Here is a 22,577-nt window from a genome sequence, read left to right as displayed (position 1 = left end):
CGCACCAAAGGGAAGATGAAAATAATTGGGAGTTTTTGAGCGGTCAATACCCGTATTTGATGTAATCTACGTGAAACACAGCGTATGTGCCGTCGGCTTTGCCCAAATCCCAGGCCGCCGAGACGGTTTCTGGAATCATGACGTCGCCCAGCCGTTTGTAATCAGACAAGAAAGCGACCCAGCGCTTGAGCTTCCTGCCATTGTAGTAGCGGTCGGTTTCCATTTTTTCGATGTAACCTTCGGGGTTGAAATGCACGACATACCGAATAATGTAGCGGTGGTAAAGGTAAACCAATTCGGCCGACGTGTCATCCAGCGGCAGCCACTGTAAATGGTCAGACGGCAGTAAACTCGTCGGGAACCAAACCGCCTCACCCAGCCAACGTTGCAGTTCCGAAACATCGATCTTCGGGCCGCGGCTCAGCACGACACGGATCAAGCCGAGCAACCAGATTTTGAGCCGTCCGTGTTGTTGCATAAAGCTGTCAACGGCGGTGAACCATTTGGTCTTCCCGATCCAGAGGAAACCGGGCCGCGCCGCCGAGAAGTATTCTTCGCCCCGGATGGACATCCAGTTTCCGCCGAAACGCATCCGGAATTTCCCGGTATGCCACAAATAAGCTTTCCTGATGAGTGGTTGTCCTTCCTGGAGCACCAGACGGAAATAGCGTGCGACCGGTTTGGGCAGGCCATCCAATTGGTCGGCATGAAAGGTTTCCCGGTGGGAGCGATGGGAGTTCAACAATGTCTGTCCTTGTTTTCGGAGCCGTTTGTGCAACTGCCGCCGTTCAATGAAGACCAGCGCCGCAAACACGACGATGCCACAACACAACGCGATGACGATCCAAAAAGCCATTTTTCTTAGGTTACGGCAAAGTTGGCCAAACCCAAATCGCTTTTTCCTGATGCGCGTCAGGGAACTAAAATTTAATGGCGTGACGAAACTCATTTTTGCATCGTCTCTTGTCGCGGTACTTTGCGGCATGATGAGGCGTTTCCTTTTTTGTTTCTGCCTGTTGGCGATGGCCGGATGTTCGGCGGTGCATGTGTCAAGAACCTGGCGCGCGCCAGAGGTCGTTCCGCCGAAGAAAGTCTTGGTGCTTGCCGTTTTGCCGACATCCGAACAAGCGTTGCAAGCCAACATCGAGTCGCATCTTGCCGATGACCTGAATTGCATCGGCTATCCTGCGGTGGCATTTCGGGCAGTTAGTCCGGAACTCATCGACCGAAACAACGCATCGGCCACCAAGGCGCAATTGGCCGCCGCCGGATTCAGCGCGGTATTGGTCGTGACGTTGCTCGATGCCAAGGTCGAGAAAAAGACCATGCCGGACGAACTTTGGTGTTCGCAGTACAACAACTACAATCGGGAACTCAATTGTTATTTGGTGTCGTTGCAGCAAAAGACTGCTGATGTTTTAAATCCGAAACGCCGTTACTTGTGGGAAAGTAGTCTGTTCGGTGCCGATTTGAAACTGCTGTACAGCATCCGGTTGTGTCCGGGCCGTCTGGAGAAAGCCAAATCCGACAGATTGGAGTCGTTCCATACGATCATCGCCGATATGGTCTGGCAAGACGTGTTGCCGTTGCCAGCAGATGAAAATGCAAATCTTCAAGACGTGACACATTGATTACAAGCGCATTATCACCGGGGTTATTCCATTATCGCAAAAAGTGCCACAAACGGGCAAACCATCGCCGATACAACGGTTACAAAACCTTATATTTGTGAAGCGAAACCAAACCCATATGGAAAAACTGGCCTTGCTCACCGGTTTTGTCACCAATGCCATAGACGGCATCATCATCATTGACGAGCGTGGCATCATCACGACCATCAACCCATCGGCATGCACGATTTTCGGGTATGAGCCTGACGATGTCATCGGCAAAAATGTTTCTGTTCTGATGCCGCAACCGGACCGCGCACAACACGACAACTACATCGGGCGTTACCAGCGAACGCACCTGCCGCGTATCATTGGCATCGGGCGCGAAGTCATGGGGTTGAAATCTGATGGCACGGTGTTTCCCTTTAGGCTTGGCGTGAGTGAGGTCGAGTACAAAGACCGGCACATTTACGTGGGTTTCATCCATGATTTGACCCAGCAGAAAAAAGACGAAGAGCAGCTCAAGTCTTATGCGTCGCACCTGGAAGAACTCGTGGAAAAACGCACGCAGTCGCTCAACGAATCCATTTCGGAACTGGAAGAAGCCAAGGCAAAATTGACCGAATCGCTTGAACGCGAAAAAGAACTTGGGCAACTCAAAAGCCGTTTCGTATCGATGGCATCGCATGAATTCCGGACACCGTTGCACGCCTTGCAATTGTCCGCATCGCTCATCGGGAAATATGCCGAAAATCTCAACAGTCCGGAGATCGAAAAGCATGTCGGGAAAATCAAGAATTCCGTCGGGCACCTCACTTCAATCCTGAATGATTTTCTGCATCTGGAAAAACTCGAATCTGGCAAAGTGCAAGTACATCTCGCCCCGACCGACATCCGCAAAGTCTCCGACGAAACCGCCGACGAAATACAAGTGCTCGCCAAACCGGGACAAATCATAGCAGTGACGCACAACGGTATCGTTGCCAATGTGCCATCGGATGCCTCACTGCTCAAAAGTTGCCTGCTCAACCTGCTGTCCAACGCCGTGAAATATTCTGAACCCAATACGCCGATTACCATCGTGACAGACGTTGACGATACGCATTACACCATCAGCGTGGAAGACCGCGGTATGGGCATTCCAGAGGAAGATCAGGAACATTTGTTCGAAGCTTTTTTCCGGGCGAACAACGCCAATCTCATTGCCGGAACCGGTCTGGGACTGACCATCGTTACCCGTTATGTCGGGCTGCTCGGCGGCAGCGTCAGCTTTAAGAGCACGTTCGGCAAAGGCACCATTTTCACGTTAAAATTCCCGATTTATGAAGACCATATTGGTGATTGAAGACCACGCTGACATCCGCGAAAACATTGCCGAAATCTTGACGTTGGCAGGCTATAAAGTCCTTTCTGCGCCCAATGGGAAAGAAGGTGTGGCATTGGCGCTCCACCATCCGCCAGACCTGATCCTGAGCGACATTATGATGCCCGAACTCGACGGTTACGGTGTGTTGCAGCAAATCCAGAACAATTCTGACACCAGCGGCATTCCGTTCATTTTCATCACCGCAAAATCCGAACGTCCGGACTTACGCCTCGGTATGGAACTCGGTGCGGACGATTACCTTACGAAACCTTTTGACGACAAGGAGTTGCTGAGCGCGGTGGAAGGCCGTTTCCGCAAAAAGGAAATCCAGCAGAAATATTACAGCAAGGCGCTGAGCCAACTTAATACGCTGATTTCAAAGAAGAAAGGCTTGGATGAATTCCGGGAAATCATCGAGGAAATCAAACCGATGGCGCACAAGAAAAAATCTGTGATCTACGAAGAAGGCGAGCGGATGAAAGGTTTTTACCTGATTGTTTCCGGGCGTTTGAAAACGTCTCGTCTTACCGAGGAAGGCCGCGACATCGTGACCGGGATTTACGGCAAGGACGATTTTGCCGGAATCAACCGTTTGTTTTCTGACGGCCCGTACGCCGAAACCGCAACCGTGCTCGAAGACTGCGAACTCATCTTTTTCCCGAAACAGCAATGTGAAGACCTGATTTCGAAATACCCTGATTTGGCCGGAAAATTCATCAAGATCTTATCGAACGAAATCCAATCGCGTGAAGAACACTTGCTCCAGATTGCGTATCGGTCTGTCCGGCAACGTATCGCCGAGGCCATTCTGCGATACGCCAAACAGCAAGGCAACGCGAACGGCATTTCGGCCAGTCGCGCAGATTTGGCCGCCATGTCGGGCACCGCGCCAGAGACCGTCAGCCGTACGTTGACTGATTTTGTGGATGAAGGCTTGTTGGAAAAAAACGGGAATTTGCTGGTCATCAAGAGCCAGCGCGGGCTTGAGCACGTGTAATCAATGAATCAACAGCGCGTTGCGCACATTTCCCACGCCCGGAATTTCCTGTACGATTTTCTGCGCCAATTGCTGTTGTGCGATGTCGGGCACAGAACCCACGATGATGATGTTGCTGCCGTTGACAATGACATTGATGTCTTCTGAGGTAATGCGATCGTGCGCGCGGATGACTTCAAGGATGTCTTCCTTCCGTAGCATCGTATTAAGCGCATTGTCCACGACCAGATAATCAAGCACGGCACGCGTTTCCTTTAGCGCATCGATGATCTCGAGCGCGGCTTTTTTCTGATAATTCCATTTCACCGTACCGCGTACTTCAATGGTCTTCGGGGTGATGCAAAGCCGGATGCGGTCTGCGGGGATTTCCATTTTCCCTTTGAGCTGGCGGATGATTTCCTTTTTGAGGTTATCGGGAACATCGGTTTCGCCCACCGACAAATTGTCGATTACGGACGTGACACCTGCAATTTTGGACAGTGCCGTTTCGGCCAGCCGCTTGATTTCTTCGTCTTCTACGGTACCGTTGAGCGTCACCACGCCGTCGTTCCATTCAAAACACACGCGGTCATGATAGAGCGGGAGCGCTTGTTCCAGTGCGGCTTTGATTTGACGTTCGGTGAGACTCATGCGGTTCATGATTCGGGAAAGAATTTTCCGGTAAAAATAGCGGCGCAGGTGCTACGCAGAAATGACATTCATCACGGGTTTTCGCAAGTCATGCTTTCCTAACTGACAGCCATCAGTTTCCACGCGGTGTCAATCGGCTAATATTGCGGTAAAATGGTATGGGTATGAAAACAATTGTAATGGGTTTCCTGACGTTGTGGCTTTCCGGTTGCGCGTCGGCCAAAATGGTCGATAGCTGGCACGCGCCTGGGCCGGTGCAGCCGTTTTCCAATGTTGTGGTTTTGGCCATGGTGCCGCCACAAGACACGGCTTTGCGCGAACAACTCGAGAACAGGATGTCTGAACTGCTTTGTAGCCTCGGGTATTATACGCGGTCTGCACAAGAAGCGTACGGCGCCGATGCGTTCTGCAACCTTTGTCGCGAAGAAGTGCTGGCGAAGATGAAAAAAGAAGGTGTGGAAGCCGTTGTGACCGTGTCTTTGGTTGGCATCGCGGCGCAACCCACCAAACACGACACGGTGCAAATTGCCCAGGTCAATCTCTTCGATTATCAGAAAAGCACGACCGCACATCTGAAGGCGTTGGGTTACGATGAGCCACAACGCCTGTACTATTGGGAAACGAATCTTTATCGCGTGACCGACCAAAAGCTTTTGTATTCGGGTAAAACCGAAATCGACGGCCAAATCTCCCCGGAGCAATTCGCCCAAGAATACGGGCCGCTAGTCGTGAACGACATGTTGCAGTCTGGCGTGTTGCAATGGCGTTGACGAAAATCATCCGATATGACATCTGTCATTTCCGCTGGAGCATACCGATTCTAATTTTACGACCTAAAGTGTAACCTAACGGGTTGAGCAAAATGGAAACACTTACCAGAAGATTATCGCGGAAATTTAGGGGAAACCTGCGTGCAGCATCAGTCATTATGCTTATCGTGCTGGGTTGTAGCGCCATGATGGCGGGTTATTTTTTCATGTCCGATCCCACCGGCGCGACCATGGGCTTGACCACCGAATCCTTGCGGTTTTCGCCTTTTCCCGATTACACGGTTCCTGGGATTTTGCTTTTCATCTTCGACGGGATACTTGCCTTGCTGTGCGCGATTTTCCTCATCAGGCGGTTGGCGCAAGGGCCGCGGTTGTTGCTCTTCCAAGGCCTTGTCCTGGCGGTTTGGATCATCGTTCAAATCATTATGTTGCGAGAACTCAATTGGCTGCATGTCATTTGTTTGACAGCCGCTACTTTTTTCATCTATTCAGGAAACCGATTGCATTTCCATTAAACAATCAGGCCATGAAAATCACCACACTATTTATTGCCGGAATGTCTTTGCTGCTGACGTTGTTCACCTGCGCCCGCGAAGCCGAGGACGAAGAAGAAGCGTACCGCGAAGCCCATTTCGGCGCCAAGGCCGTAAGCCGTGAAGCTGCTGTGGCCGATTGGTCTCAATTCATGTCCGATGCAAAAATCGCGTTCCGGCTTACCGAGCGCAACATCGCCCAACTGAACAACGAGGCAGCCAAAGCCGATTTAAAAACCCGCGACAGCATTTGCCATGCAGCCGATATCGCCGAAACCAAACTCAAGACGGCCAAAAAGACGTTGGCCGCGCGCGATGTGGCATTCAAGAAAGAATTGGCCGACTACAGTCAGGAAACAGCCAAGCGAAATGACGCCTTCATGAAGCAATTCAGGCGCGATCTTTTTGACCTGAACATTGAAATAGAAAAACGACTAGACGAATAAAAATGACTACAGACCATTCCCTCATCGAGAAATACAACGTGCCTTGCCCGCGTTACACCAGTTACCCCACCGTGCCGTACTGGGACGAGTCGTTCTTCGGGCTCGAAGCCTGGAAAGGCAGCCTGCACCGTTCGTTTACGGCCAATAACGCCAACGGCGGCGTGAGTTTGTACATCCATTTGCCTTTTTGCGAAAGCATGTGTACGTTTTGCGGTTGTTTCAAAAGGATCACAAAGAACCACAGCGTAGAATCAACGTACATCGCCGCATTGCTCAAGGAATGGCATCTGTACTGTCGCTTGTTCGACGGCAAACCGCTCATCAAGGAATTGCATTTGGGTGGCGGCACGCCCACGTTTTTTTCGCCGGGCAATCTCGAACATCTCATCAACGGGATTTTTGCCCTCGGCGACCGCGATGCGTATTGTGACATGAGTTTTGAAGGTCATCCGAACAGCACGACAAAAGAGCACCTCCAAACGTTGTACGATTTGGGTTTCCGTCGCGTCAGTTTCGGCGTGCAGGACTACAACGAGAAAGTCCAGACGGCCATCAACCGGATCCAGCCTTTCGAGCACGTCGCCAATGTGACGCGCTGGGCACGCGAAATCGGTTATACATCGGTAGGGCATGACCTTATTTACGGCCTGCCGATGCAAGCGCGCGAACACGTCATCGATACCATGCAAAAAACCTACACACTGCGCCCAGACCGCATCGCTTTCTACAGTTACGCGCACGTGCCATGGCTGAAAGGCAACGGGCAGCGCGGTTTTCGTGACGAAGACATTCCGCGCGATGCCGAAAAACGCGAACTCTATGAAACCGGAAAGGCGATGCTGCTGGAGAACGGCTATCACGAAATCGGGATGGATCATTTTGCGCTTGAGAATGACGAATTGTACCAAGCGTTGCACAACGGCAGCCTGCACCGGAATTTCATGGGCTACACCATTTCGAAAACCCAGATGACTATTGGGCTGGGCGTGTCTTCCATCAGCGACAGTTGGTATGGGTTCGCGCAGAATACCAAGGATTTCGATGATTATTACCAGATGCTCGAATGGGACGCGCTGCCTGTCGTTAAAGGGCACATTTTGTCGCATGAGGATTTGATCATCCGGACGCACATCGGCAATCTGATGTGCCGTTTCTACACGTCATGGGAAAACCCGGAGCTGTATATTGAAGCGCTGGACGATGCCGTTGAAGATTTGCGCGAAATGGTGGCCGACGGGTTGGTGGAAATCGGGGAGAAGTCTATCAAGATTACCGAAAAAGGCATCCCGTTCCTGCGGAATGCTTGTATGGCGCTCGACCTTCGGCTGAAGCCGTCAAAGCCAGATGCACAAACATTTTCGCTGACGATTTAAGAGGGTTTTCTCGAATCGCTTCATCCTGAATTGCTGCCAGGTCGGCGGCCATTAATCAAAATCAATGGCATTGCGGATTCGCCTGTACGAACAAATTGGTGTCGGCAGGCGAGAGGTAAGGAATGCCCAAGCCCAAACCGCGGGCAATGAACACCAAACCAATGATGGAAACGGCTATGGGTACGATGGTTTGCATCCGATGGCGGAGTGCGTTGGACACGTTCAATACGAGCAAACTCGTCCCGGCCATCAAAGGAATCGTTCCGACCCCGAATAGCATCATGTACGCCACGCCCATAGACGCATTTTGCATCGCCAGTGCGCCGAACAACGCCGCATAAACCAGTCCGCAGGGCAGGAAACCGTTGAGGATACCGAGTGTCAGCAAGCTTCGCGGAGATTTGTCTCGCAGTCTTTTTCCCAAGCTGGTTTTGATGGATGAAACAATAGCGTTCAGCGGTGTGGAAAGTGTCGCAAATTTCGCGGACAGGAAAGGCGTCGCGACGAAAAGAATCATCATGATCCCGATGATGATGGACAACCGCTGCTGGATGCCGGCAAGGAATAGTCCGCGACCGAAGATGCCGAAGATGCCGCCCAAAATGCCGTAAGACAAAATGCGTCCGCCGTGGTAGGCCAGCAGTTGGATGACTTTGCGTGCGGGGTTTTGACGGTCGAGCGGCAACATCATTGCGATAGGACCGCACATCCCGATGCAGTGGAAACTGCTGATGAGGCCAAACAGTAAGGCCGTGAAGATCATGACCGGTAGATTTTCTTTTTGATGATGTACGTCTTGCCGTTGCTGGTCCACTCTAAAGTAATGTCCCATTGGCCGCCCACCAGACGGGTTGATGGTATGAGCAAATGGCCTCGCGATGAGAAGGGAACCTCAAAGTCGAGTTTGCTGGCAGACGGCCTGTATAGGGACACTTTCCCGACAATGGATGCAAAATCGGGTGTTTCTGGGAACTGGATCTGGATGCCTTGGCCATCGGAACTGATTTCCGGCTTTTGGGCCAGGTCACTGCCGGCCTGTAATTTGGCCAGCTCTTCGCCAAAGCGTGTGTCTTTCTTGTAATATTCTTCTACGACAAGTTCGTTGTCGTACTTGGTGTCCGATTGCACTTCGATGACGAAATACAGGATGAACGACATGAAGAGTGCGAATGCGATGACGATTCCGTGGCCCCAGTTGATTTTCATAATATTAGAATTCTCGCGGCCCCATAAAAGTGGCGGCCTTGGTTTCAATCAATTTTTCTCCGGCGTAGATGCCGACTTTCAGTTTGGTCCTTTCGCCCGTTAAGGCTTTCATCGGCAAATCGATAAATACAGTGCCGTGGATTTGTGTTTCACGCTTGATGTCGAAATTTTTCTTGCCGACCATCGATACCTTGCCGTCGGCGGAAATCAGTCGCAACTCCAAATCGTTGTAATCATTGGCAGTTTTGTTCAAGATCCGGAACGTATAAACATTCCTGATGCTATCGCCCTGGTGCTGGTACAATTGCCCTGGCAGTCGTAAAATCGTGGTGTCCAGGTCGCTGCGCAAGGCCAGCAGCACCACGAACACGCTGATCAGGATACCGAGTACGGCGGTGTAACCTTTCATCCGGAGCGTAAACCGGAACTTCTCCTTTTTCTCGATTTCGCTTTCCGAGGCGTACCGGATCAAGCCTTTCGGCATATGGACGCTCTCCATGATGTTGTCGCAGGCGTCGATACAGGCCGTACAGTTGGTACATTCCAGTTGCGTCCCGTTGCGGATGTCGATGGCCATTGGGCAGACGTGTACACAAAGGCCGCAATCGATGCAGTCGCCTTTCCCGGATGCTTTCCGGTCTTCGTCTTTCTTCATGCGGCCGCGGCCGGTTTCGCCTTCGCCACGCACGAAATCATATGCCACGTTGATGGTCTTGTTGTCGAGCAACACACCCTGCAGCCTGCCATACGGGCAAGCGATAAGGCAAACCTGTTCGCGGAACCAGACGTAAATGAAATAGAACACGCCGGTAAAGATGAGCAGCGCTATGAAGTTGCCCATGTGCGCGGCCGGTCCTTCCTCGACGATCTTGATGAGTTGGTCACTTCCGATGACGTAGGCCAGGAAAATGTTCGCGATCAAAAACGAGATGACAAAGAACACAAACCATTTGAACAGGCGTTTCCGGATTTTTTCACCGTTCCATTCCTGTTTGGCGAGCCGTCGTTGTGCGTTGGCATCCCCGTCAATCCAGTACTCGATGCGGCGGAACACCATTTCGAGGAATATCGTCTGCGGACAGATCCATCCGCAAAAAAGTCGTCCGTAAACCACCGTAAACAAGGCTACGAAAACCACCCCGATGATCATCCCGATGACGACCAGGTAAAAATCCTGCGGCCAAAACGGGAACCCGAAGAAGTTGAACCGGCGTTCCAAGACGTTGAAAAGCAGGAACTGGTTGCCATTGGTTTTGATGAACGGTGCCGAGGCAAGGAAAATCAGGAGCACGTAGCTGACGATTTTCCGGTAGTTGTAAAACTTGCCTTCTGGCTTTTTAGGATAGACGAACTTGCGTTTGCCTTCCTCATCTATCGTGGTTATCGAGTCACGAAACGACTGGTCATTATCCATTTTATTTCAAAGCGATAGGTTTGTCGGCTGGGGCCGGAGTTTCAGTGGTAGCCGGGGCTGGCGTGGCGGTGCTGTCTGGTTTGGCGCCCGCTTCTTTCCAGATGTCGCCTTCAGCGGCTTTTGGCTCTTTCGGGTTGCTGCCCTGCAAAGACAAGACGTAGCTGGCCACTTGCTGGATTTGCGTTGGTTTGAGCGTGGTATTCCAGGCGATCATGCCTTTGCCGTCGCGGCCACCGTGTGTAATGGTATGGAAGACATTCTTGATGCCGCCGCCCAGGATCCAGTTTTCGTCGGTGAGGTTCGGGCCAATCTGTCCACCGCCGTCAGCCCTGTGACAGGCCACGCAGTTTGTTTCGTAGATGGTTTTGCCTTTGGCGATGCTTTCGGCGTCCGTCAATAAGGTTACTTTGTCTTCGCTCATTTGGTCCGGTGCGGTTTTTTTCCATTCTTCGACTTCCTTCTTGGCTACGGCCAATTCGTCGCGCAATTCGTCTTCTTGCGTGTATCCGCCCATGACGTCAAAGCGTACCAGATAAATGGCAGCGAAAATAATCGTGCCGTAGAACAGGTAAACCCACCATGGCGGAAGCGTGTTGTCCAGCTCCTTGATGCCATCGTAATCGTGGTTGAGCATGACTTCACCTTCGGCCTCGATAGACTTGGATTTGGTGAGCCATTGCATGATTTTTTTGTAGAACGGTTGCTGCGAAAGCGGCAGGTTTTGCGTTGCGAGGTATTCGGCGCGTTTGGCTTCGTCCATCATTTGCCAGGACAGGCTGTGGATGGACGACATCATGATTTCGAATGCGAAAAGCACGAAGAGGTAAATCAGCAATACCACCCACAAAATAGGGTATTTGATCACCGCCGGATGGTCTCCGGAATCGATGAAGTATTCCATGGCGCCAAGACCGGCAAAGAATAATATTGGGACGCGTAACCACGCAGGGAAAAATCTATTCATGGCTTATTGTTTTTCGTTAAACGGAATGTTACTCATTTCGGTGATCTTGTTCTTGCTGTATGAGGCTACCCAGAAGCCGAGTAACACAAAGAATGCGAAGAAGATACTGAGTGAAACCACCGGGTAAACGGCCACGCCTGCAATGGTTTCCATGGAGTGTTTGATTTGTTCGAACATGGCGTTTATTGTTTAGGTTTCACTTTAATGTCGGTACCCAGGCGTTGGATGTAGGCGATGATGGCCGTGATTTCACGTTTGCTCATCGGGGTGAATTTTTCCCCTTTGGCCTGTGCCGCTTTTTTACTGTTCTCATAACTCTTCGCGAAGTCCGGATCGTTCATGAGGTTTTTCTCGATGGCTTCGCCTTGTGCGGTCATGGATGTACGCGCCTCTACGATATCTTTTTCGGTGTAAGGCACGCCCAATTGTTGCATGGTGCGCATCTTCGGTTCGATGTCGTCTATATACAGCGGCTTGTTGTCGAACAGCCATTTGTACGCTGGCATGATAGAACCCGGTGAGGTCGTTTGGGGATCGTACATGTGGTTGAAATGCCAGTTGTCGTTATACTTGCCGCCTACGCGGAGCAAATCCGGGCCGGTACGCTTAGAACCCCACAGGAACGGGTGATCGTACACATATTCACCGGCTTTGGATTGCGGGCCATAACGTTCGACCTCGCTGCGGAACGGACGCACCATTTGCGAGTGGCAAGACACGCATCCTTCGCGGATGTACAGGTCGCGGCCTTCCAGCTCCAGTGGCGTATAAGGTTTCACCGTAGAAATGGTCGGGATGTTGGATTTCACCATAATCGTTGGGACAATCTGGATGATGCCGCCAATCAAGATGGCAACGGTAGCCAGAATGGTCATTTGTACCGGGCGACGTTCCAGCCAAGCGTGGAATTTCTCGCCTTTCAGACGGCCGTTGCTGAGCCTTGCCAGTTCCGGAGCTTCGGCCAATTCGTCTTCTACGGCGGCGTTCGCACGAACAGTCATGACAATGTTGTACACCAATACGACGATACCAATCAGGTACATCGTACCACCAACGGCACGCATCCAATACATCGGGATAATCTTATCGACGGTTTCCAGGAAGTTACCGTAGGTCAACGTACCGTCAGGGTTGAATTGTTTCCACATCGATGCCTGTGTAAAGCCCGATACGTACATCGGCAAGGCATACATCACGATACCGAGCGTGCCAATCCAGAAGTGGAAGTTGGCCAGTTTCTTAGAGAAGAGCTCGCCCTTGGTCATGCGCGGGATCAGCCAGTAAATCATACCGAAGGCAAGGAAGCCATTCCAGGCAAGTGCGCCAACGTGTACGTGGGCAATGATCCAGTCTGTAAAGTGCGCAATCGCGTTAACGTTTTTAAGGGACAACATCGGGCCTTCGAATGTGGCCATACCATATCCGGTAATCGCGACCACAAAGAATTTCAAAACAGGTTCCACCCGGACTTTGTCCCAAACCCCGCGAAGGGTGAGCAAGCCGTTGATCATACCGCCCCAAGACGGCGCAATCAGCATGATCGAAAATACAACGCCCAGGTTCTGCGCCCAAGAAGGCAGGGCAGAGTAGAGCAAGTGGTGTGGTCCGGCCCAGATGTAAATGAAAATCAATGACCAGAAGTGGATGATGGACAACCGATAAGAATACACCGGACGGTTCGCCGCTTTAGGGACGAAATAGTACATCAACCCGAGATACGGCGTCGTGAGGAAGAACGCTACCGCATTGTGGCCGTACCACCATTGCACGAGCGCATCCTGTACACCGGCGTAAACCGAGTAGCTTTTTGTAAGTGATACGGGCAGTTCAAGACTGTTGAAGATGTGCAATACGGCTACCGTTACAAACGTGGCAAGGTAGAACCAGATGGCCACGTACAAATGCCTTTCGCGGCGGCGCAGGATCGTGCCAATCATGTTGATGCCGAACACGACCCAGATTAGCGCGATGGCGATGTCGATGGGCCATTCCAATTCTGCGTATTCTTTAGACGTCGTGATGCCCATCGGGAGCGTGAGCGCTGCGGCCACGATGATGAGCTGCCAACCCCAAAAGTGGACGTTGCTCAAAAAATCGCTGAACAGGCGCGCTTTCAGCAGTCGTTGCAACGAATAGTAGACGCCGGCAAACATGGCGTTACCCACGAAGGCAAAAATCACCGCATTGGTATGCAACGGGCGCAACCGTCCGAAAGAAAGGAACGAAATGCCGTCGGTCAGGTTAGGGAATAGAAACATGAATGCGAGGATAAGTCCCACAAGCATGCCGACCACGCCAAAGACGATGGCCGCGTAAAGAAACTTCTTGACGATTTTGTTGTCGTAATAAAATTGCTGGATTTCCATATTAATCGGGTTTGTTCTTGGTATCTGTTTCTTGAAGTTCGTCGTCAAAGAGCATGCGCACCGACGGCGTGTAGTCGTCTTCGAACTGTCCGGAGCGGACGGCCTTGATGAAAGCGGCGATGAAACCGACCGCTACGGCAAGGCTGACGAAGATCAAAAGGTATATTACGCTCATATCCTAAAAGTTGATTCAAATGTACTTTGGTGTGCTTCCTGAAAATATGACGTTTGTCAGCCCGTCGGTTTTTTCGGGCTTTTCGACCGGCAGTGAAACGCCGGTTTTTCGCGCCCAGAAATTGCCCATGATGGTGACAAAGCTTACGATGGTTACCGTGCTCAAAGGCATGATGATGGCCGCAAAAAGCGGAGACATCGTACCGCTAAGCGCGAAGTACAATCCCACGACGTTGTAGAGCAAAGACAGCCCGAAACTCAGTTGCATGATCAGGACAGATTTACGGGCCAGGGTAAGGAATCGGCCAAACTTGTTGAAGATGCCCGCATCGAGAATGGCATCGCAGGCGGGTGAGAAAATGTTGACGTCTTCAGATACCGAAATACCCACGTCGCTTTGGGCGAGCGCACCGGCATCGTTCAGCCCGTCGCCGAGCATGATTACTTTATGGCCGTGTTGCTGGAGCGATTTGATGTAAGCCAGTTTTTCGTCGGGCTTCTGGTTGAAGATCAATTCCGTATCGGGCGGCAAGAGTTCGCGCAGTTTGCTTTCCTCACCCGCGTTGTCGCCCGAAAGCAATACCAGTTTATAGCGTTTGTCCAAGCCTTCGAACAACGATTGCAATCCTGGCCGGTATTGGTTGGCGAAGATGAACTTGCCGATGTGTTGCCCGTCGATCGAGACGTGTACGGCGGTTTGGTTCGGGGTCGGCTGCTGGTTTTCGTCGGTGAACGATGCTTTCCCTACGCGGATGGTTTTTCCGCCCACAACGGCTTCAATGCCTTGCCCCGATATTTCAGAGAAACTTTCGACATCGGTTTGGCCGGACGCGGGTAACAAATCGTACAGCATCCGGCTCAGCGGATGGTTCGAAGCGCGCACGGCCAACCGCAACAAACCTTGTTCTTCGGTCGTCAGCGGCTTTCCTTGATAGGAAATATCCGAAACGCGCGCGCTGGTGATCGTGCCGGTTTTGTCGAAAACGATCGTATCGGCCAAGGCCATTTTCTCGATGACCGAAGTGTTTTTCAGATACATGGAATGGCGTCCCATGATACGGATGATGTTGCCCAGGGTAAATGGTGCGGTCAAGGCCAATGCGCACGGGCAAGCCACGATGAGCACGGCCGTAAATACGTCGAACGCGGTTTTCATGTCGAAGAACAGCCAGTACGTCAGTCCCGAAAATGCCAGCAGTAACAGGACCGGTGTAAAATAACGGCTTACTTTATCGGTAATCGATTTCAGTTTCAAATGCGCGTCTTTCTTGAACGCTTCGTGTTCCCACAATTGCGTCAGGTAACTTTGCGAAACAGACCGCAACGCCTCGATTTCGATGCTGCTTCCGGTTTGGCGTCCGCCTGCGAAAAGTGTTTCGCCCTTGGATTTTGCCACCGGAATCGCTTCGCCGGTCACGAAACTGTAGTCGATATTGGCATCGCCCGAAATGAGTACGCCGTCGCATGGGATCAACTCCTGGTTGCGCACCAGCAAACGTTGGCCTTGTTTGACTTCGTGGATCGGCAGGTTGGTTTCGCTGCCGTCGGGCGAGAGGCAGGTCACCGCTACCGGAAAATATGATTTGTAATCGCGTTCGAAATTCAAAAAGTCGTAGGTCTTGGCCTGGAACATTTTGCCCAGCAACATGAAGAAGATCAGTCCGGCCATCGAATCGAAAAATCCCGGGCCGTGGTTGAAGAACATATCGGTTGCGCTGCGGATGAAAAAAATCACGATGCCAAGCGCAATCGGGACTTCAATGCTCAAGAAGCCGTTGCGCAGGCTTTTCCAGGCCGCCGTATAGTAACCGCTGGCCGAATACAGGAACGTCGGTAAGGCCAATACGAAAATCAGCGTGCGGAAGAAGCCTTTGTATTGATCTAGCCAGAATTCGCTGACCTCAAAATACTCGGGGAACGACAAGAGCATGATGTTGCCGAAACAAAAAAACGCCACCGCGAGCTTGATCATCAGCGAACGGTCGGCGTGTTTTTTCGTGGTTTCGTAATCGCTCAGGGTAATGTTCGGCTCATATCCGATGCGGCACAAAAGGTCCACCACTTGATGTAGATTTGTTTCCTCATTGAACGTGATCCGGACGGTTTTCCGCTGGAAATTCGCACGGGAAGAAACGATGCCTTTGTCCAGCCGGTGCAGGTTTTCGAGAATCCAGATACACGAACTGCAGTGGATGTGCGGCACGTGCAGTGTCACGATGTTGGTGGTGCCTTCCCGGAATTCCAGGAGTTTATCGGCAATTTCCACATTGTCGAGGAAATCGTATTTTCCGGCCGAAACCGGTGTCGCGCCCGGAAATTGCCCGAGACTGTAATAATCGGTCAGGCCGTTGGCCGTGAAGATTTCGTAAACCGTCTTGCATCCGGTGCAGCAAAAAGCCTTGCTATCGAAGATGATCCGGTTGTTATCCGTGGCAGGTTGTCCGCAGTGATAACAATTGGGGTGTGCCATTTTTTGCTCATTTTACCGGTGCTAAATTCCGCATATCCGGTAGGCTGGTGTATGACATATGTCACACAAGCCGAATTTATGCGCCACAAAATGCCGGTTGCCCCAGGAGTTCGTGATATGCACGTGCGATGTGCTCCTGATGGTCCGGATGCGCGATGTCGATCAGCGCCGCAGCCCGTTGTTTCAGGGTTTTTCCGTACAGGTCGGCAATGCCGTATTCGGTGATGATGTAGTGGACATGAGATCGCGTGGTCACCACGCCTGCGCCCTGTTTGAGGAACGGCACGATGCGGCTTTCGCCTTTCTTGGTGACCGACGGCAACGCGATGATGGCTTTTCCGCCTTCAGACAATGACGCGCCGCGGATGAAGTCCATTTGCCCGCCCACGCCAGAATACATTTTGGAACCGATGGAATCTGCGCACACCTGTCCGGTCAAATCCACCTCGATGGCCGAATTGATCGCGACCATTTTGGGCTGTTTGCGGATGACGGCCGTGTCGTTCACAAAGGAAGATTCCCGCATTTCGATGAACGGGTTGTCGTTCACGAAATCATACAAGCGTTGCGAGCCCATCAGGAAAGTCGCCAGCGCGCGGCCTTTCACCGATTTTTTGTAACTGCAATTGATGACGCCGCTTTCAATGAGGTCAATGACGCCGTCCGAGAACATTTCGGTATGCAATCCTAAATCTTTATGGTGGCGCAAATTGTCGAGCGCCGCATTGGGTATGGAACCGATGCCCATCTGAAGCGTGCTCCGGTCGTCGATGAGTGAGGCCACATGTTTCCCGATGGCGGCTTCGACTGCACTGATTGGCGCTGGTTCATGACCGAACAACGGCTGGTCCACTTCCACCATAAAATCGATCTGTGAACTGTGGATGATGCTGTCGCCAAACGTGCGAGGCATCTGCGGGTTCACTTGCGCGATGACGGTTTTGGCGTTCTCGATGGCCGCGCGCGTAGCTTCCACCGACGTGCCCAACGAACAATAGCCGTGCGAATCGGGCGGCGACACATGAATGAACACCGCATCGAGCGGCAACACGTTCTTGCGCAACAGGTGCGGCAACTCGCTCAGGAAAACCGGCGTATAGGAACCGTTCCCGGCGGCCAGCGTGTGGCGTACATTCTTGCCGATGAAAAAAGAGTTGGTGTGGAAGGCTTCCGAAAGCGCCGGATCGGCATACGCGGCGCGGCCTTCGGTGTGCAAATGGCACAATTCCACATTTTGGAGTTCCGGCGCACGTTGGGCTAACGCGTTGGTTAAAACCGATGGCGTAGCGGCTGCGGCCTGTACATAAATCCTTGCGTTGGAGCTGATGGTCTTTACGGCTTCTTCAGCCGTGGTGTATCTGGTCATAAATCTGGGTTTTCATATTTGAGCGCCAGTACCGGGATTTCCGAGTGGAACGCCATTTTGCTGGCCATGCTCTGCAGGAATAACCGCTCGAGCAAACCTTTGTGTTTCACGGTCATGGCCACCATCGAAATATGGTGCAGCTTCATGTAATCCATGATGGCTTTCTCGGTGCCGGCATTGTTCAGGACCGAGAAGGTGATGTTTCCCGAGTGGAATTCGGCTTTCCATGCCAAAAGTTTTTCCTCGTCGGCATGTCCGAAAGCCAATTTCACCTGAAGCACGTCGATGTGGGCTTCAACAGTCTTTGCAAACCCGATGAGTTGGCGAAGGGCTGTTTTGTGTTGTTCTTCGAACTCGGTCAAGAATAAAATCCTAGAGATGTGGCCATGCCTGTTGGACGAAGGCACCGCCATAACCATACAATGCGCGCGGTTCATGACTTTTTCGGTGACCGAACCAAAGAAAATTTCCGTGATGCCGTGTGCGCCGTTCGTACCCATGACAATACAGTCCACTTGGTTGCTTTGCGCCACTTCTAAAATTGTTTCTACGGTGTCGCCGCTTTCCAAGACGTGCGAGATCGGCACATGTCCATAATGGTGTTCTTCGGCGATGCGGTGCCATTTCGGTACGTGGCTTTTGTAGTTCTCGAATTCGTTGAGGTCTTGGATATCATAGTTTTCCAGTACGGTCGTGTAGTATTCGCCCAAAGTGGTCAGGGCAAACGGATACACGTGCAAGGTGATGATTTCCGCGTTGAACCTGTCGGCCAGATGCAATGCATACAGGAAAGCGTGGTTGGCGGCTTTCGAGAAATCGGTTGGGAAGAGGATTTTTTTCATGGCTTTTGGTTTTGACTGCTACAAAGGTATAGCCGCGTTCCGGGCGGAAGTATGACATCTGTCACCTGCCGGAAGATTGTGTCGAAACCTACTTGATTATCGCTACTTTTACGCATGTTTTCTTCCCTGGACATCAGCATCGGTTTTCTCCTGATGGCGCTGTTGGCCGAAGTCGTCGGTACCATCGGCGGGTTCGGGTCGTCGGTGTTCTTTGTCCCGATGGCCGGTTTTTACCTGGATTTCCATTCCGTACTCGGCTTGACCGCGTTGTTGCATGTGGCGAGTAACGCCAGCAAACTGGCGCTCTTCCGCAAAGGCCTAGACCGGAAACTGATCGTCTATATCGGCGTGCCTTCCGTCATCTTCGTCATTCTCGGCGGTTGGCTCACGCAATACATAGACACCGGCGCGCTCAAGATTGTCCTGGCTATTTTCCTGATCGCGTTCAGTTTGTTTTTCCTTATCCGCAAAAACATCGTCATCCAGCCCAACAAGACCAATGCGGCTGCGGGCGGTATTTTTTCCGGGTTTTCAGCGGGGTTGCTCGGTACGGGCGGTGCCATCCGGGGTTTGACGATGGCTTCGTTCAACCTGGAGAAAAGTGTGTTCGTGGCTACTTCGGCTTTCATCGATTTGCTGATAGACACCACGCGGACCGTCGTTTATTACCAAAACGGATATATCAAAAAAGAAGAATGGGTGTATGTACCGTTCCTTTTGGCCGTGGCGATTGTGGGTTCGTACATCGGGAAGAAAATCCTGGAACGGATGCCGCAGCACTATTTCAGGCGCTTTTCACTTGTCTTGATTTTGTTGATCGGCACGCTGATGCTCTTTCAGATCGACGCCTGATTACAATTCCAATCGGCTGCCCAGCATCGGCACGTGGCAATCAAACCCATAGCGTTCGGTGATTTTCAGCCGGAGTTCATCGGCCGCTTCATTCTCGCCATGCACAAGAAAAACTTTCTGCGGTTTTCGTTGCATATCAGACAGCCAGTCCAATAAACCTTTCTGGTCGGCGTGCGCAGACAGACTTCTGATTTCAAGAATGTTGCATCTTACCGGGTAGTATTTCCCGCGGATCTTGATTTCGTTTGCGCCTTCCAGCAATTTACGGCCGCGCGTGCCTTCGGCCTGGTAGCCGGAAAGAATGACGGTTGTTTCAGGTTTGCCGATGTAATGCTCGAGGTAAGCCAATACGCGTCCGCCGGTAAGCATGCCGCTGGCCGCAATGATGACTTTGGGCGCATCATCGAAAATTATGTCGATTGTCTCCTGATAGTCTGACACCATTTGAAATGTTCTCGCAATGGCCTCGCAGTCTTCGCGCCGCCATTTGTGCCATTTCGGGTTGTCGGCGAAAATATCGAATACACTAATGCCCATCGGCGAATCCAAAATGTATGGCACGTCAGGGATGCGGCCTTGTTTTTTCAGTTGCCACAGCAGGTAAACGATGGTCTGGGCGCGTTCCACCGCAAAGCCGGGAATGATGACCGTGCCGCCTTTTGCGATAGTATTATTAATGTAAGTTTCCAATTCCAGCAACGCATCGTCGGCCGGATGCAAACGGTTGCCGTATGTGCTTTCCAGGAAGACAAAATCGGCTTTTTGCGGTTTGGCCGGCGCGTACATCAAGACATCATTTTCACGCCCGATGTCGCCCGAGAAGACCAGCGTTTTTCCCTCGGCTTCCAATGCGATGCTGCACGCCCCGATGATGTGTCCGGCGTTGCTGAACTTGGCGGTGATTTCGGCGTCGAGCAGGACAGGCTCGTTTAATTTGATCGTTCGGAAAAACGGCATCGTCTGTTCGGCTTGCTTGACGGTGTACAACGGTTCCGGGACAACGTGTTTTGAATAGCCGCCGCGGTTGGCCATTTCGGCCTCTTCTTCCTGTATTTTTGCGCTGTCCATCAAGACCAATCGTGCAATTTCCTTGGTGGGCGACGTGCAGAAAATCTTCCCAGAAAAGCCTTGCGCCACCAATCGGGGCAACCAGCCGCAATGGTCGAGATGACCGTGGGTAAGCAACACGAAATCAATGGATGACGGTAAAATAGGAAGCGGTTCCCAATTCAGTTCCCGCAGTGTTTTCAAGCCTTGGAACAGGCCGCAATCCACCAATATCCGGATGCCGCCGGTTTCTATCAAAGTCTTCGATCCGGTCACAGTGCCGGTGCCACCCAAAAATTGTATGTTCATGTCGAGAAAAGATTGCAAAGCCCGGCGGCTTCGTGGAGTATTTTTTTGTGTCTGGCTTCGCCGATCGCCACCTGCGCCAAGGTTTCCGGTTGCGCGATCAACTGGGTTACCAGGATGACGCCCAGGATCAATAGCTTTTCTTTTTCCAGCATGGTCAGCGTCGTTAAACAGGTTACGGGATACAGCCTTTTGCCATCGACTTTGTTTTTCAATCCTTCAGTGGTGGGATAGTCCCAGCCGAGGAGTTGCAACCCGCTACAGGAAGCAAATTTAATCGCGTCGGCCGTGAACCGGTTGTTGGTCACGATGAGGCATTTGGATAGGATATCGGTTGAAGTAAAAATATCATGTGTGTTGTTTTTCAGGTCGTTGAACCGCGACAGAATGTACATCGGCACTTTCACGTCTGAAACTGTGTTCTGATTGCCGTGGAATTTGCACTCCACCATCGTCAGGTCTTCGTTCCGGATGACCACATCAACTTCGTGGTTCACGCAACGTCCGCTGAGCGTGAGGTTTTTCCGGGTTTGATAACCTTCGGCCTCGAAAACCAGTGCCACGAATTGTTCGAAGAAAAACCCCGCCGGCCCGAGTTGCCTGATTCCCGCCTTGAGGTTGTAACGCGCGGCATGCGAAGCGGAAAGTTTCCGGAGCATTTTTCCGGCCATTTTGTAGATGTGTTTCGTCGGGATGCCATCGTACAATCGCGAACGGATCACGCCGATAATATCGGTGGCATCTGGTTCGGACGCGCCCGATTTCAACAGTGAATGGCGCAACTTGTCTGGGTTGAAGGCCACGACTTCGCCTGAATTTTTGATGACTTTCATATTTTTATTCTGGAAGATCGATGTATTCGCCCGAAAAACCCATTTCGTTCACTTTCACGTTTTCAAACCGCCATTTGGTTTTGTCGATCTGCGCCGTGTCTGCGGGCGCAATCAAATCCAGATAGGGCAGGATGCTTTTGCGCTGCACAATCTGCCGCTCAAAATCAAAACTGTATCGCTTCGTACGCATGCGGTATTCGATGGTTTCCGATGGGTTTTCGTTGTTCCGATACAGTATCGTCTGGGTTTTCCAGACGCCTTTCCAAGTGATGACGGCCACGGCAAAACAGCCGCCGAATACCGAAAGATAAATCAGCAAAACCACGGCCTTGCTCAATCCGCCAAGTAGGTATTGGCCTACCAGCAACAGCATCGACGACACGGCCAGGAATACCAGCAGGAAAAAAATTGGCGTACTGTTGATGTCAAGCGCGGTGGTATGGTGCAAGACAATCTGTCCGGCGGAAAAAACCAGCAACAACAAAAGCAGGGTTCGTTTGGTATTGGCAAGGGCAGGCATAAAACCGATGTGTTTCGTTAAAGATACGAAGAAGTTGGTCGCCTTAAGTTAAATTCCTGAAAATCAGGAAATGTGCTCCAGGATTCGGGCGATGATTTCGTCCTTGCCCATCAGTCCGGTCTGCCGCCACAACAGCCGTCCTTCCTGGAACAAAAGCAGCGATGGGAAATAGCTGATGCGGTATTGGTGTGCCAGTTCAGGATTGGCATCGGCATCCACGCGAACCACTTCAATCCGTTTCTCTAGTGTGTGCTTCACTTGTTCAAGGACCGGATCAAGGAGCGAGCACGGTTCGCAATCGGTTTTGCGGAAGTCAACTACGATAGGAATTTCGGACTGTATCAAGGCATCAAAGTCTGGGTTCATAGGCAACGATTTTCGGATGGTTCGTCAAATTTCAAGGAAAAGCCGTTGCGGAAATGTGACATTACGCACCGACAAAAGTGATTTCGCGCATTTTTTTGTTTTCCGTTGGCGGCGATTCTGTATTTT

The 22,577-nt window shown here is 51.6% G+C and carries 24 protein-coding genes; 8 read left to right on the top strand and 16 right to left on the bottom strand.

Translation table 11 applies throughout. The features are described from left to right. Nucleotides 1-43: 43 nt before the first annotated feature. On the bottom strand, nt 44-856 hold the full coding sequence (locus ACM9J1_RS10825; protein WP_415582059.1) for a DUF6544 family protein: 813 nt from the start codon (nt 854-856) through the stop codon (nt 44-46). Between the two features lie 79 nt (nt 857-935). Between ACM9J1_RS10825 and ACM9J1_RS10820 the strand changes: the two genes are divergently transcribed. The 3 genes from ACM9J1_RS10820 (at nt 936) to ACM9J1_RS10810 (ending at nt 3,973) form a co-directional block, all read left to right on the top strand. Then, nucleotides 936-1,631, top strand: a complete 696-nt coding sequence (locus ACM9J1_RS10820; protein WP_415582058.1) for a hypothetical protein — start codon at nt 936-938, stop codon at nt 1,629-1,631. Nucleotides 1,632-1,749: 118 nt separating this feature from the next. Beyond that, nucleotides 1,750-2,955, top strand: a complete 1,206-nt coding sequence (locus ACM9J1_RS10815) for a PAS domain-containing sensor histidine kinase (protein WP_415582057.1) — start codon at nt 1,750-1,752, stop codon at nt 2,953-2,955. Next, complete coding sequence (locus tag ACM9J1_RS10810; RefSeq protein ID WP_415582056.1) at nt 2,933-3,973, top strand: response regulator; 1,041 nt, start codon at nt 2,933-2,935, stop codon at nt 3,971-3,973. The genes ACM9J1_RS10815 and ACM9J1_RS10810 overlap by 23 nt, the downstream gene beginning before the upstream one ends. On the opposite strand, the gene ACM9J1_RS10805 is transcribed toward ACM9J1_RS10810, so the two are convergent. Next, a complete protein-coding gene (locus ACM9J1_RS10805; protein WP_415582055.1) occupies nt 3,974-4,603 on the bottom strand; it encodes a BON domain-containing protein in 630 nt (209 codons plus the stop codon). It abuts the gene before it with no gap. A gap of 164 nt (nt 4,604-4,767) precedes the next feature. Between ACM9J1_RS10805 and ACM9J1_RS10800 the strand changes: the two genes are divergently transcribed. The 4 genes from ACM9J1_RS10800 (at nt 4,768) to hemN (ending at nt 7,725) form a co-directional block, all read left to right on the top strand. Next, nucleotides 4,768-5,373: a hypothetical protein gene (locus ACM9J1_RS10800; RefSeq protein WP_415582054.1), complete on the top strand. Its 606-nt coding sequence runs from the start codon at nt 4,768-4,770 to the stop codon at nt 5,371-5,373. 92 nt (nt 5,374-5,465) lie between these two features. Further along, nucleotides 5,466-5,888, top strand: coding sequence for a hypothetical protein (locus ACM9J1_RS10795; protein ID WP_415582053.1), 423 nt, complete (start codon nt 5,466-5,468; stop codon nt 5,886-5,888). An 11-nt stretch (nt 5,889-5,899) separates the two neighbouring features. Next, complete coding sequence (locus ACM9J1_RS10790) at nt 5,900-6,352, top strand: hypothetical protein (RefSeq protein ID WP_415582052.1); 453 nt, start codon at nt 5,900-5,902, stop codon at nt 6,350-6,352. Between the two features lie 2 nt (nt 6,353-6,354). Continuing rightward, entirely contained in the window at nt 6,355-7,725 is a 1,371-nt protein-coding gene (hemN, locus tag ACM9J1_RS10785) for an oxygen-independent coproporphyrinogen III oxidase (RefSeq protein ID WP_415582051.1), read from the top strand. A 61-nt stretch (nt 7,726-7,786) separates the two neighbouring features. Here the strand turns inward: hemN and ACM9J1_RS10780 are convergent, their stop codons facing one another. The 10 genes from ACM9J1_RS10780 to ACM9J1_RS10735 all read right to left on the bottom strand — a co-directional run bounded on the left by ACM9J1_RS10780 (nt 7,787) and on the right by ACM9J1_RS10735 (nt 18,527). Next, nucleotides 7,787-8,488 carry a sulfite exporter TauE/SafE family protein gene (locus ACM9J1_RS10780; protein WP_415582050.1) on the bottom strand — a complete coding sequence of 234 codons (702 nt, stop codon included), beginning with the start codon at nt 8,486-8,488 and terminating at the stop codon, nt 7,787-7,789. Continuing rightward, nucleotides 8,485-8,931 (bottom strand): FixH family protein, encoded by a 447-nt coding sequence (locus tag ACM9J1_RS10775; protein ID WP_415582049.1) that lies wholly within the window; start codon nt 8,929-8,931, stop codon nt 8,485-8,487. The genes ACM9J1_RS10780 and ACM9J1_RS10775 overlap by 4 nt, the downstream gene beginning before the upstream one ends. A 4-nt stretch (nt 8,932-8,935) precedes the next feature. Further along, nucleotides 8,936-10,345, bottom strand: a complete 1,410-nt coding sequence (ccoG, locus tag ACM9J1_RS10770) for a cytochrome c oxidase accessory protein CcoG (protein ID WP_415582048.1) — start codon at nt 10,343-10,345, stop codon at nt 8,936-8,938. 1 nt (nt 10,346) lies between these two features. Further along, on the bottom strand, nt 10,347-11,309 hold the full coding sequence (locus ACM9J1_RS10765) for a cbb3-type cytochrome c oxidase N-terminal domain-containing protein (protein WP_415582047.1): 963 nt from the start codon (nt 11,307-11,309) through the stop codon (nt 10,347-10,349). A gap of 3 nt (nt 11,310-11,312) precedes the next feature. After that, a complete protein-coding gene (locus ACM9J1_RS10760; RefSeq protein WP_415582046.1) occupies nt 11,313-11,486 on the bottom strand; it encodes a CcoQ/FixQ family Cbb3-type cytochrome c oxidase assembly chaperone in 174 nt (57 codons plus the stop codon). Nucleotides 11,487-11,491: 5 nt separating this feature from the next. Continuing rightward, a complete protein-coding gene (ccoN, locus tag ACM9J1_RS10755; protein WP_415582045.1) occupies nt 11,492-13,675 on the bottom strand; it encodes a cytochrome-c oxidase, cbb3-type subunit I in 2,184 nt (727 codons plus the stop codon). Between the two features lies 1 nt (nt 13,676). Beyond that, nucleotides 13,677-13,850 (bottom strand): cbb3-type cytochrome oxidase assembly protein CcoS, encoded by a 174-nt coding sequence (ccoS, locus tag ACM9J1_RS10750; protein WP_415582044.1) that lies wholly within the window; start codon nt 13,848-13,850, stop codon nt 13,677-13,679. A gap of 15 nt (nt 13,851-13,865) precedes the next feature. Continuing rightward, a complete protein-coding gene (locus ACM9J1_RS10745; RefSeq protein WP_415582043.1) occupies nt 13,866-16,319 on the bottom strand; it encodes a heavy metal translocating P-type ATPase in 2,454 nt (817 codons plus the stop codon). A gap of 76 nt (nt 16,320-16,395) precedes the next feature. Further along, a complete protein-coding gene (locus tag ACM9J1_RS10740; protein ID WP_415582042.1) occupies nt 16,396-17,685 on the bottom strand; it encodes an acetyl-CoA hydrolase/transferase family protein in 1,290 nt (429 codons plus the stop codon). Continuing rightward, on the bottom strand, nt 17,682-18,527 hold the full coding sequence (locus ACM9J1_RS10735) for a universal stress protein (protein ID WP_415582041.1): 846 nt from the start codon (nt 18,525-18,527) through the stop codon (nt 17,682-17,684). The genes ACM9J1_RS10740 and ACM9J1_RS10735 overlap by 4 nt, the downstream gene beginning before the upstream one ends. Nucleotides 18,528-18,641: 114 nt before the next feature. Between ACM9J1_RS10735 and ACM9J1_RS10730 the strand changes: the two genes are divergently transcribed. Next, a complete protein-coding gene (locus tag ACM9J1_RS10730) occupies nt 18,642-19,379 on the top strand; it encodes a sulfite exporter TauE/SafE family protein (RefSeq protein ID WP_415582040.1) in 738 nt (245 codons plus the stop codon). Here the strand turns inward: ACM9J1_RS10730 and ACM9J1_RS10725 are convergent, their stop codons facing one another. The 4 genes from ACM9J1_RS10725 to ACM9J1_RS10710 form a co-directional block, all read right to left on the bottom strand. After that, complete coding sequence (locus ACM9J1_RS10725) at nt 19,380-20,735, bottom strand: MBL fold metallo-hydrolase RNA specificity domain-containing protein (RefSeq protein ID WP_415582039.1); 1,356 nt, start codon at nt 20,733-20,735, stop codon at nt 19,380-19,382. Then, entirely contained in the window at nt 20,732-21,565 is an 834-nt protein-coding gene (locus ACM9J1_RS10720; RefSeq protein ID WP_415582038.1) for a restriction endonuclease, read from the bottom strand. The genes ACM9J1_RS10725 and ACM9J1_RS10720 overlap by 4 nt, the downstream gene beginning before the upstream one ends. Nucleotides 21,566-21,569: 4 nt before the next feature. Next, nucleotides 21,570-22,085, bottom strand: coding sequence for a hypothetical protein (locus ACM9J1_RS10715; protein ID WP_415582037.1), 516 nt, complete (start codon nt 22,083-22,085; stop codon nt 21,570-21,572). A gap of 63 nt (nt 22,086-22,148) precedes the next feature. Further along, on the bottom strand, nt 22,149-22,451 hold the full coding sequence (locus ACM9J1_RS10710) for a thioredoxin family protein (RefSeq protein WP_415582036.1): 303 nt from the start codon (nt 22,449-22,451) through the stop codon (nt 22,149-22,151). Nucleotides 22,452-22,577: the final 126 nt, after the last annotated feature.

Origin of the sequence: Flavobacterium longum (assembly GCF_965137575.1) — a bacterium.
Lineage (GTDB): Bacteria > Bacteroidota > Bacteroidia > Flavobacteriales > Flavobacteriaceae > Flavobacterium > Flavobacterium longum.
The sequence above is the reverse complement of the archived record's forward strand: the minus strand, read 5'-3'. Positions and strand labels throughout refer to the sequence as shown.

Bases quoted from the DNA above. Each gene is read 5' to 3' on its own strand.
- ACM9J1_RS10825 (WP_415582059.1), bottom strand. From the start codon at position 856: ATGGCTTTTTGGATCGTCATCGCGTTGTGTTGTGGCATCGTCGTGTTT.
- ACM9J1_RS10815 (WP_415582057.1), top strand. From the start codon at position 1,750: ATGGAAAAACTGGCCTTGCTCACCGGTTTTGTCACCAATGCCATAGAC.
- ACM9J1_RS10810 (WP_415582056.1), top strand. From the start codon at position 2,933: ATGAAGACCATATTGGTGATTGAAGACCACGCTGACATCCGCGAAAAC.
- ACM9J1_RS10805 (WP_415582055.1), bottom strand. From the start codon at position 4,603: ATGAGTCTCACCGAACGTCAAATCAAAGCCGCACTGGAACAAGCGCTC.
- ACM9J1_RS10800 (WP_415582054.1), top strand. From the start codon at position 4,768: ATGAAAACAATTGTAATGGGTTTCCTGACGTTGTGGCTTTCCGGTTGC.
- ACM9J1_RS10795 (WP_415582053.1), top strand. From the start codon at position 5,466: ATGGAAACACTTACCAGAAGATTATCGCGGAAATTTAGGGGAAACCTG.
- ACM9J1_RS10790 (WP_415582052.1), top strand. From the start codon at position 5,900: ATGAAAATCACCACACTATTTATTGCCGGAATGTCTTTGCTGCTGACG.
- hemN (WP_415582051.1), top strand. From the start codon at position 6,355: ATGACTACAGACCATTCCCTCATCGAGAAATACAACGTGCCTTGCCCG.
- ACM9J1_RS10780 (WP_415582050.1), bottom strand. From the start codon at position 8,488: ATGATCTTCACGGCCTTACTGTTTGGCCTCATCAGCAGTTTCCACTGC.
- ACM9J1_RS10775 (WP_415582049.1), bottom strand. From the start codon at position 8,931: ATGAAAATCAACTGGGGCCACGGAATCGTCATCGCATTCGCACTCTTC.
- ccoG (WP_415582048.1), bottom strand. From the start codon at position 10,345: ATGGATAATGACCAGTCGTTTCGTGACTCGATAACCACGATAGATGAG.
- ACM9J1_RS10765 (WP_415582047.1), bottom strand. From the start codon at position 11,309: ATGAATAGATTTTTCCCTGCGTGGTTACGCGTCCCAATATTATTCTTT.
- ACM9J1_RS10760 (WP_415582046.1), bottom strand. From the start codon at position 11,486: ATGTTCGAACAAATCAAACACTCCATGGAAACCATTGCAGGCGTGGCC.
- ccoN (WP_415582045.1), bottom strand. From the start codon at position 13,675: ATGGAAATCCAGCAATTTTATTACGACAACAAAATCGTCAAGAAGTTT.
- ccoS (WP_415582044.1), bottom strand. From the start codon at position 13,850: ATGAGCGTAATATACCTTTTGATCTTCGTCAGCCTTGCCGTAGCGGTC.
- ACM9J1_RS10745 (WP_415582043.1), bottom strand. From the start codon at position 16,319: ATGGCACACCCCAATTGTTATCACTGCGGACAACCTGCCACGGATAAC.
- ACM9J1_RS10740 (WP_415582042.1), bottom strand. From the start codon at position 17,685: ATGACCAGATACACCACGGCTGAAGAAGCCGTAAAGACCATCAGCTCC.
- ACM9J1_RS10735 (WP_415582041.1), bottom strand. From the start codon at position 18,527: ATGAAAAAAATCCTCTTCCCAACCGATTTCTCGAAAGCCGCCAACCAC.
- ACM9J1_RS10730 (WP_415582040.1), top strand. From the start codon at position 18,642: ATGTTTTCTTCCCTGGACATCAGCATCGGTTTTCTCCTGATGGCGCTG.
- ACM9J1_RS10725 (WP_415582039.1), bottom strand. From the start codon at position 20,735: ATGAACATACAATTTTTGGGTGGCACCGGCACTGTGACCGGATCGAAG.
- ACM9J1_RS10720 (WP_415582038.1), bottom strand. From the start codon at position 21,565: ATGAAAGTCATCAAAAATTCAGGCGAAGTCGTGGCCTTCAACCCAGAC.
- ACM9J1_RS10715 (WP_415582037.1), bottom strand. From the start codon at position 22,085: ATGCCTGCCCTTGCCAATACCAAACGAACCCTGCTTTTGTTGTTGCTG.
- ACM9J1_RS10710 (WP_415582036.1), bottom strand. From the start codon at position 22,451: ATGAACCCAGACTTTGATGCCTTGATACAGTCCGAAATTCCTATCGTA.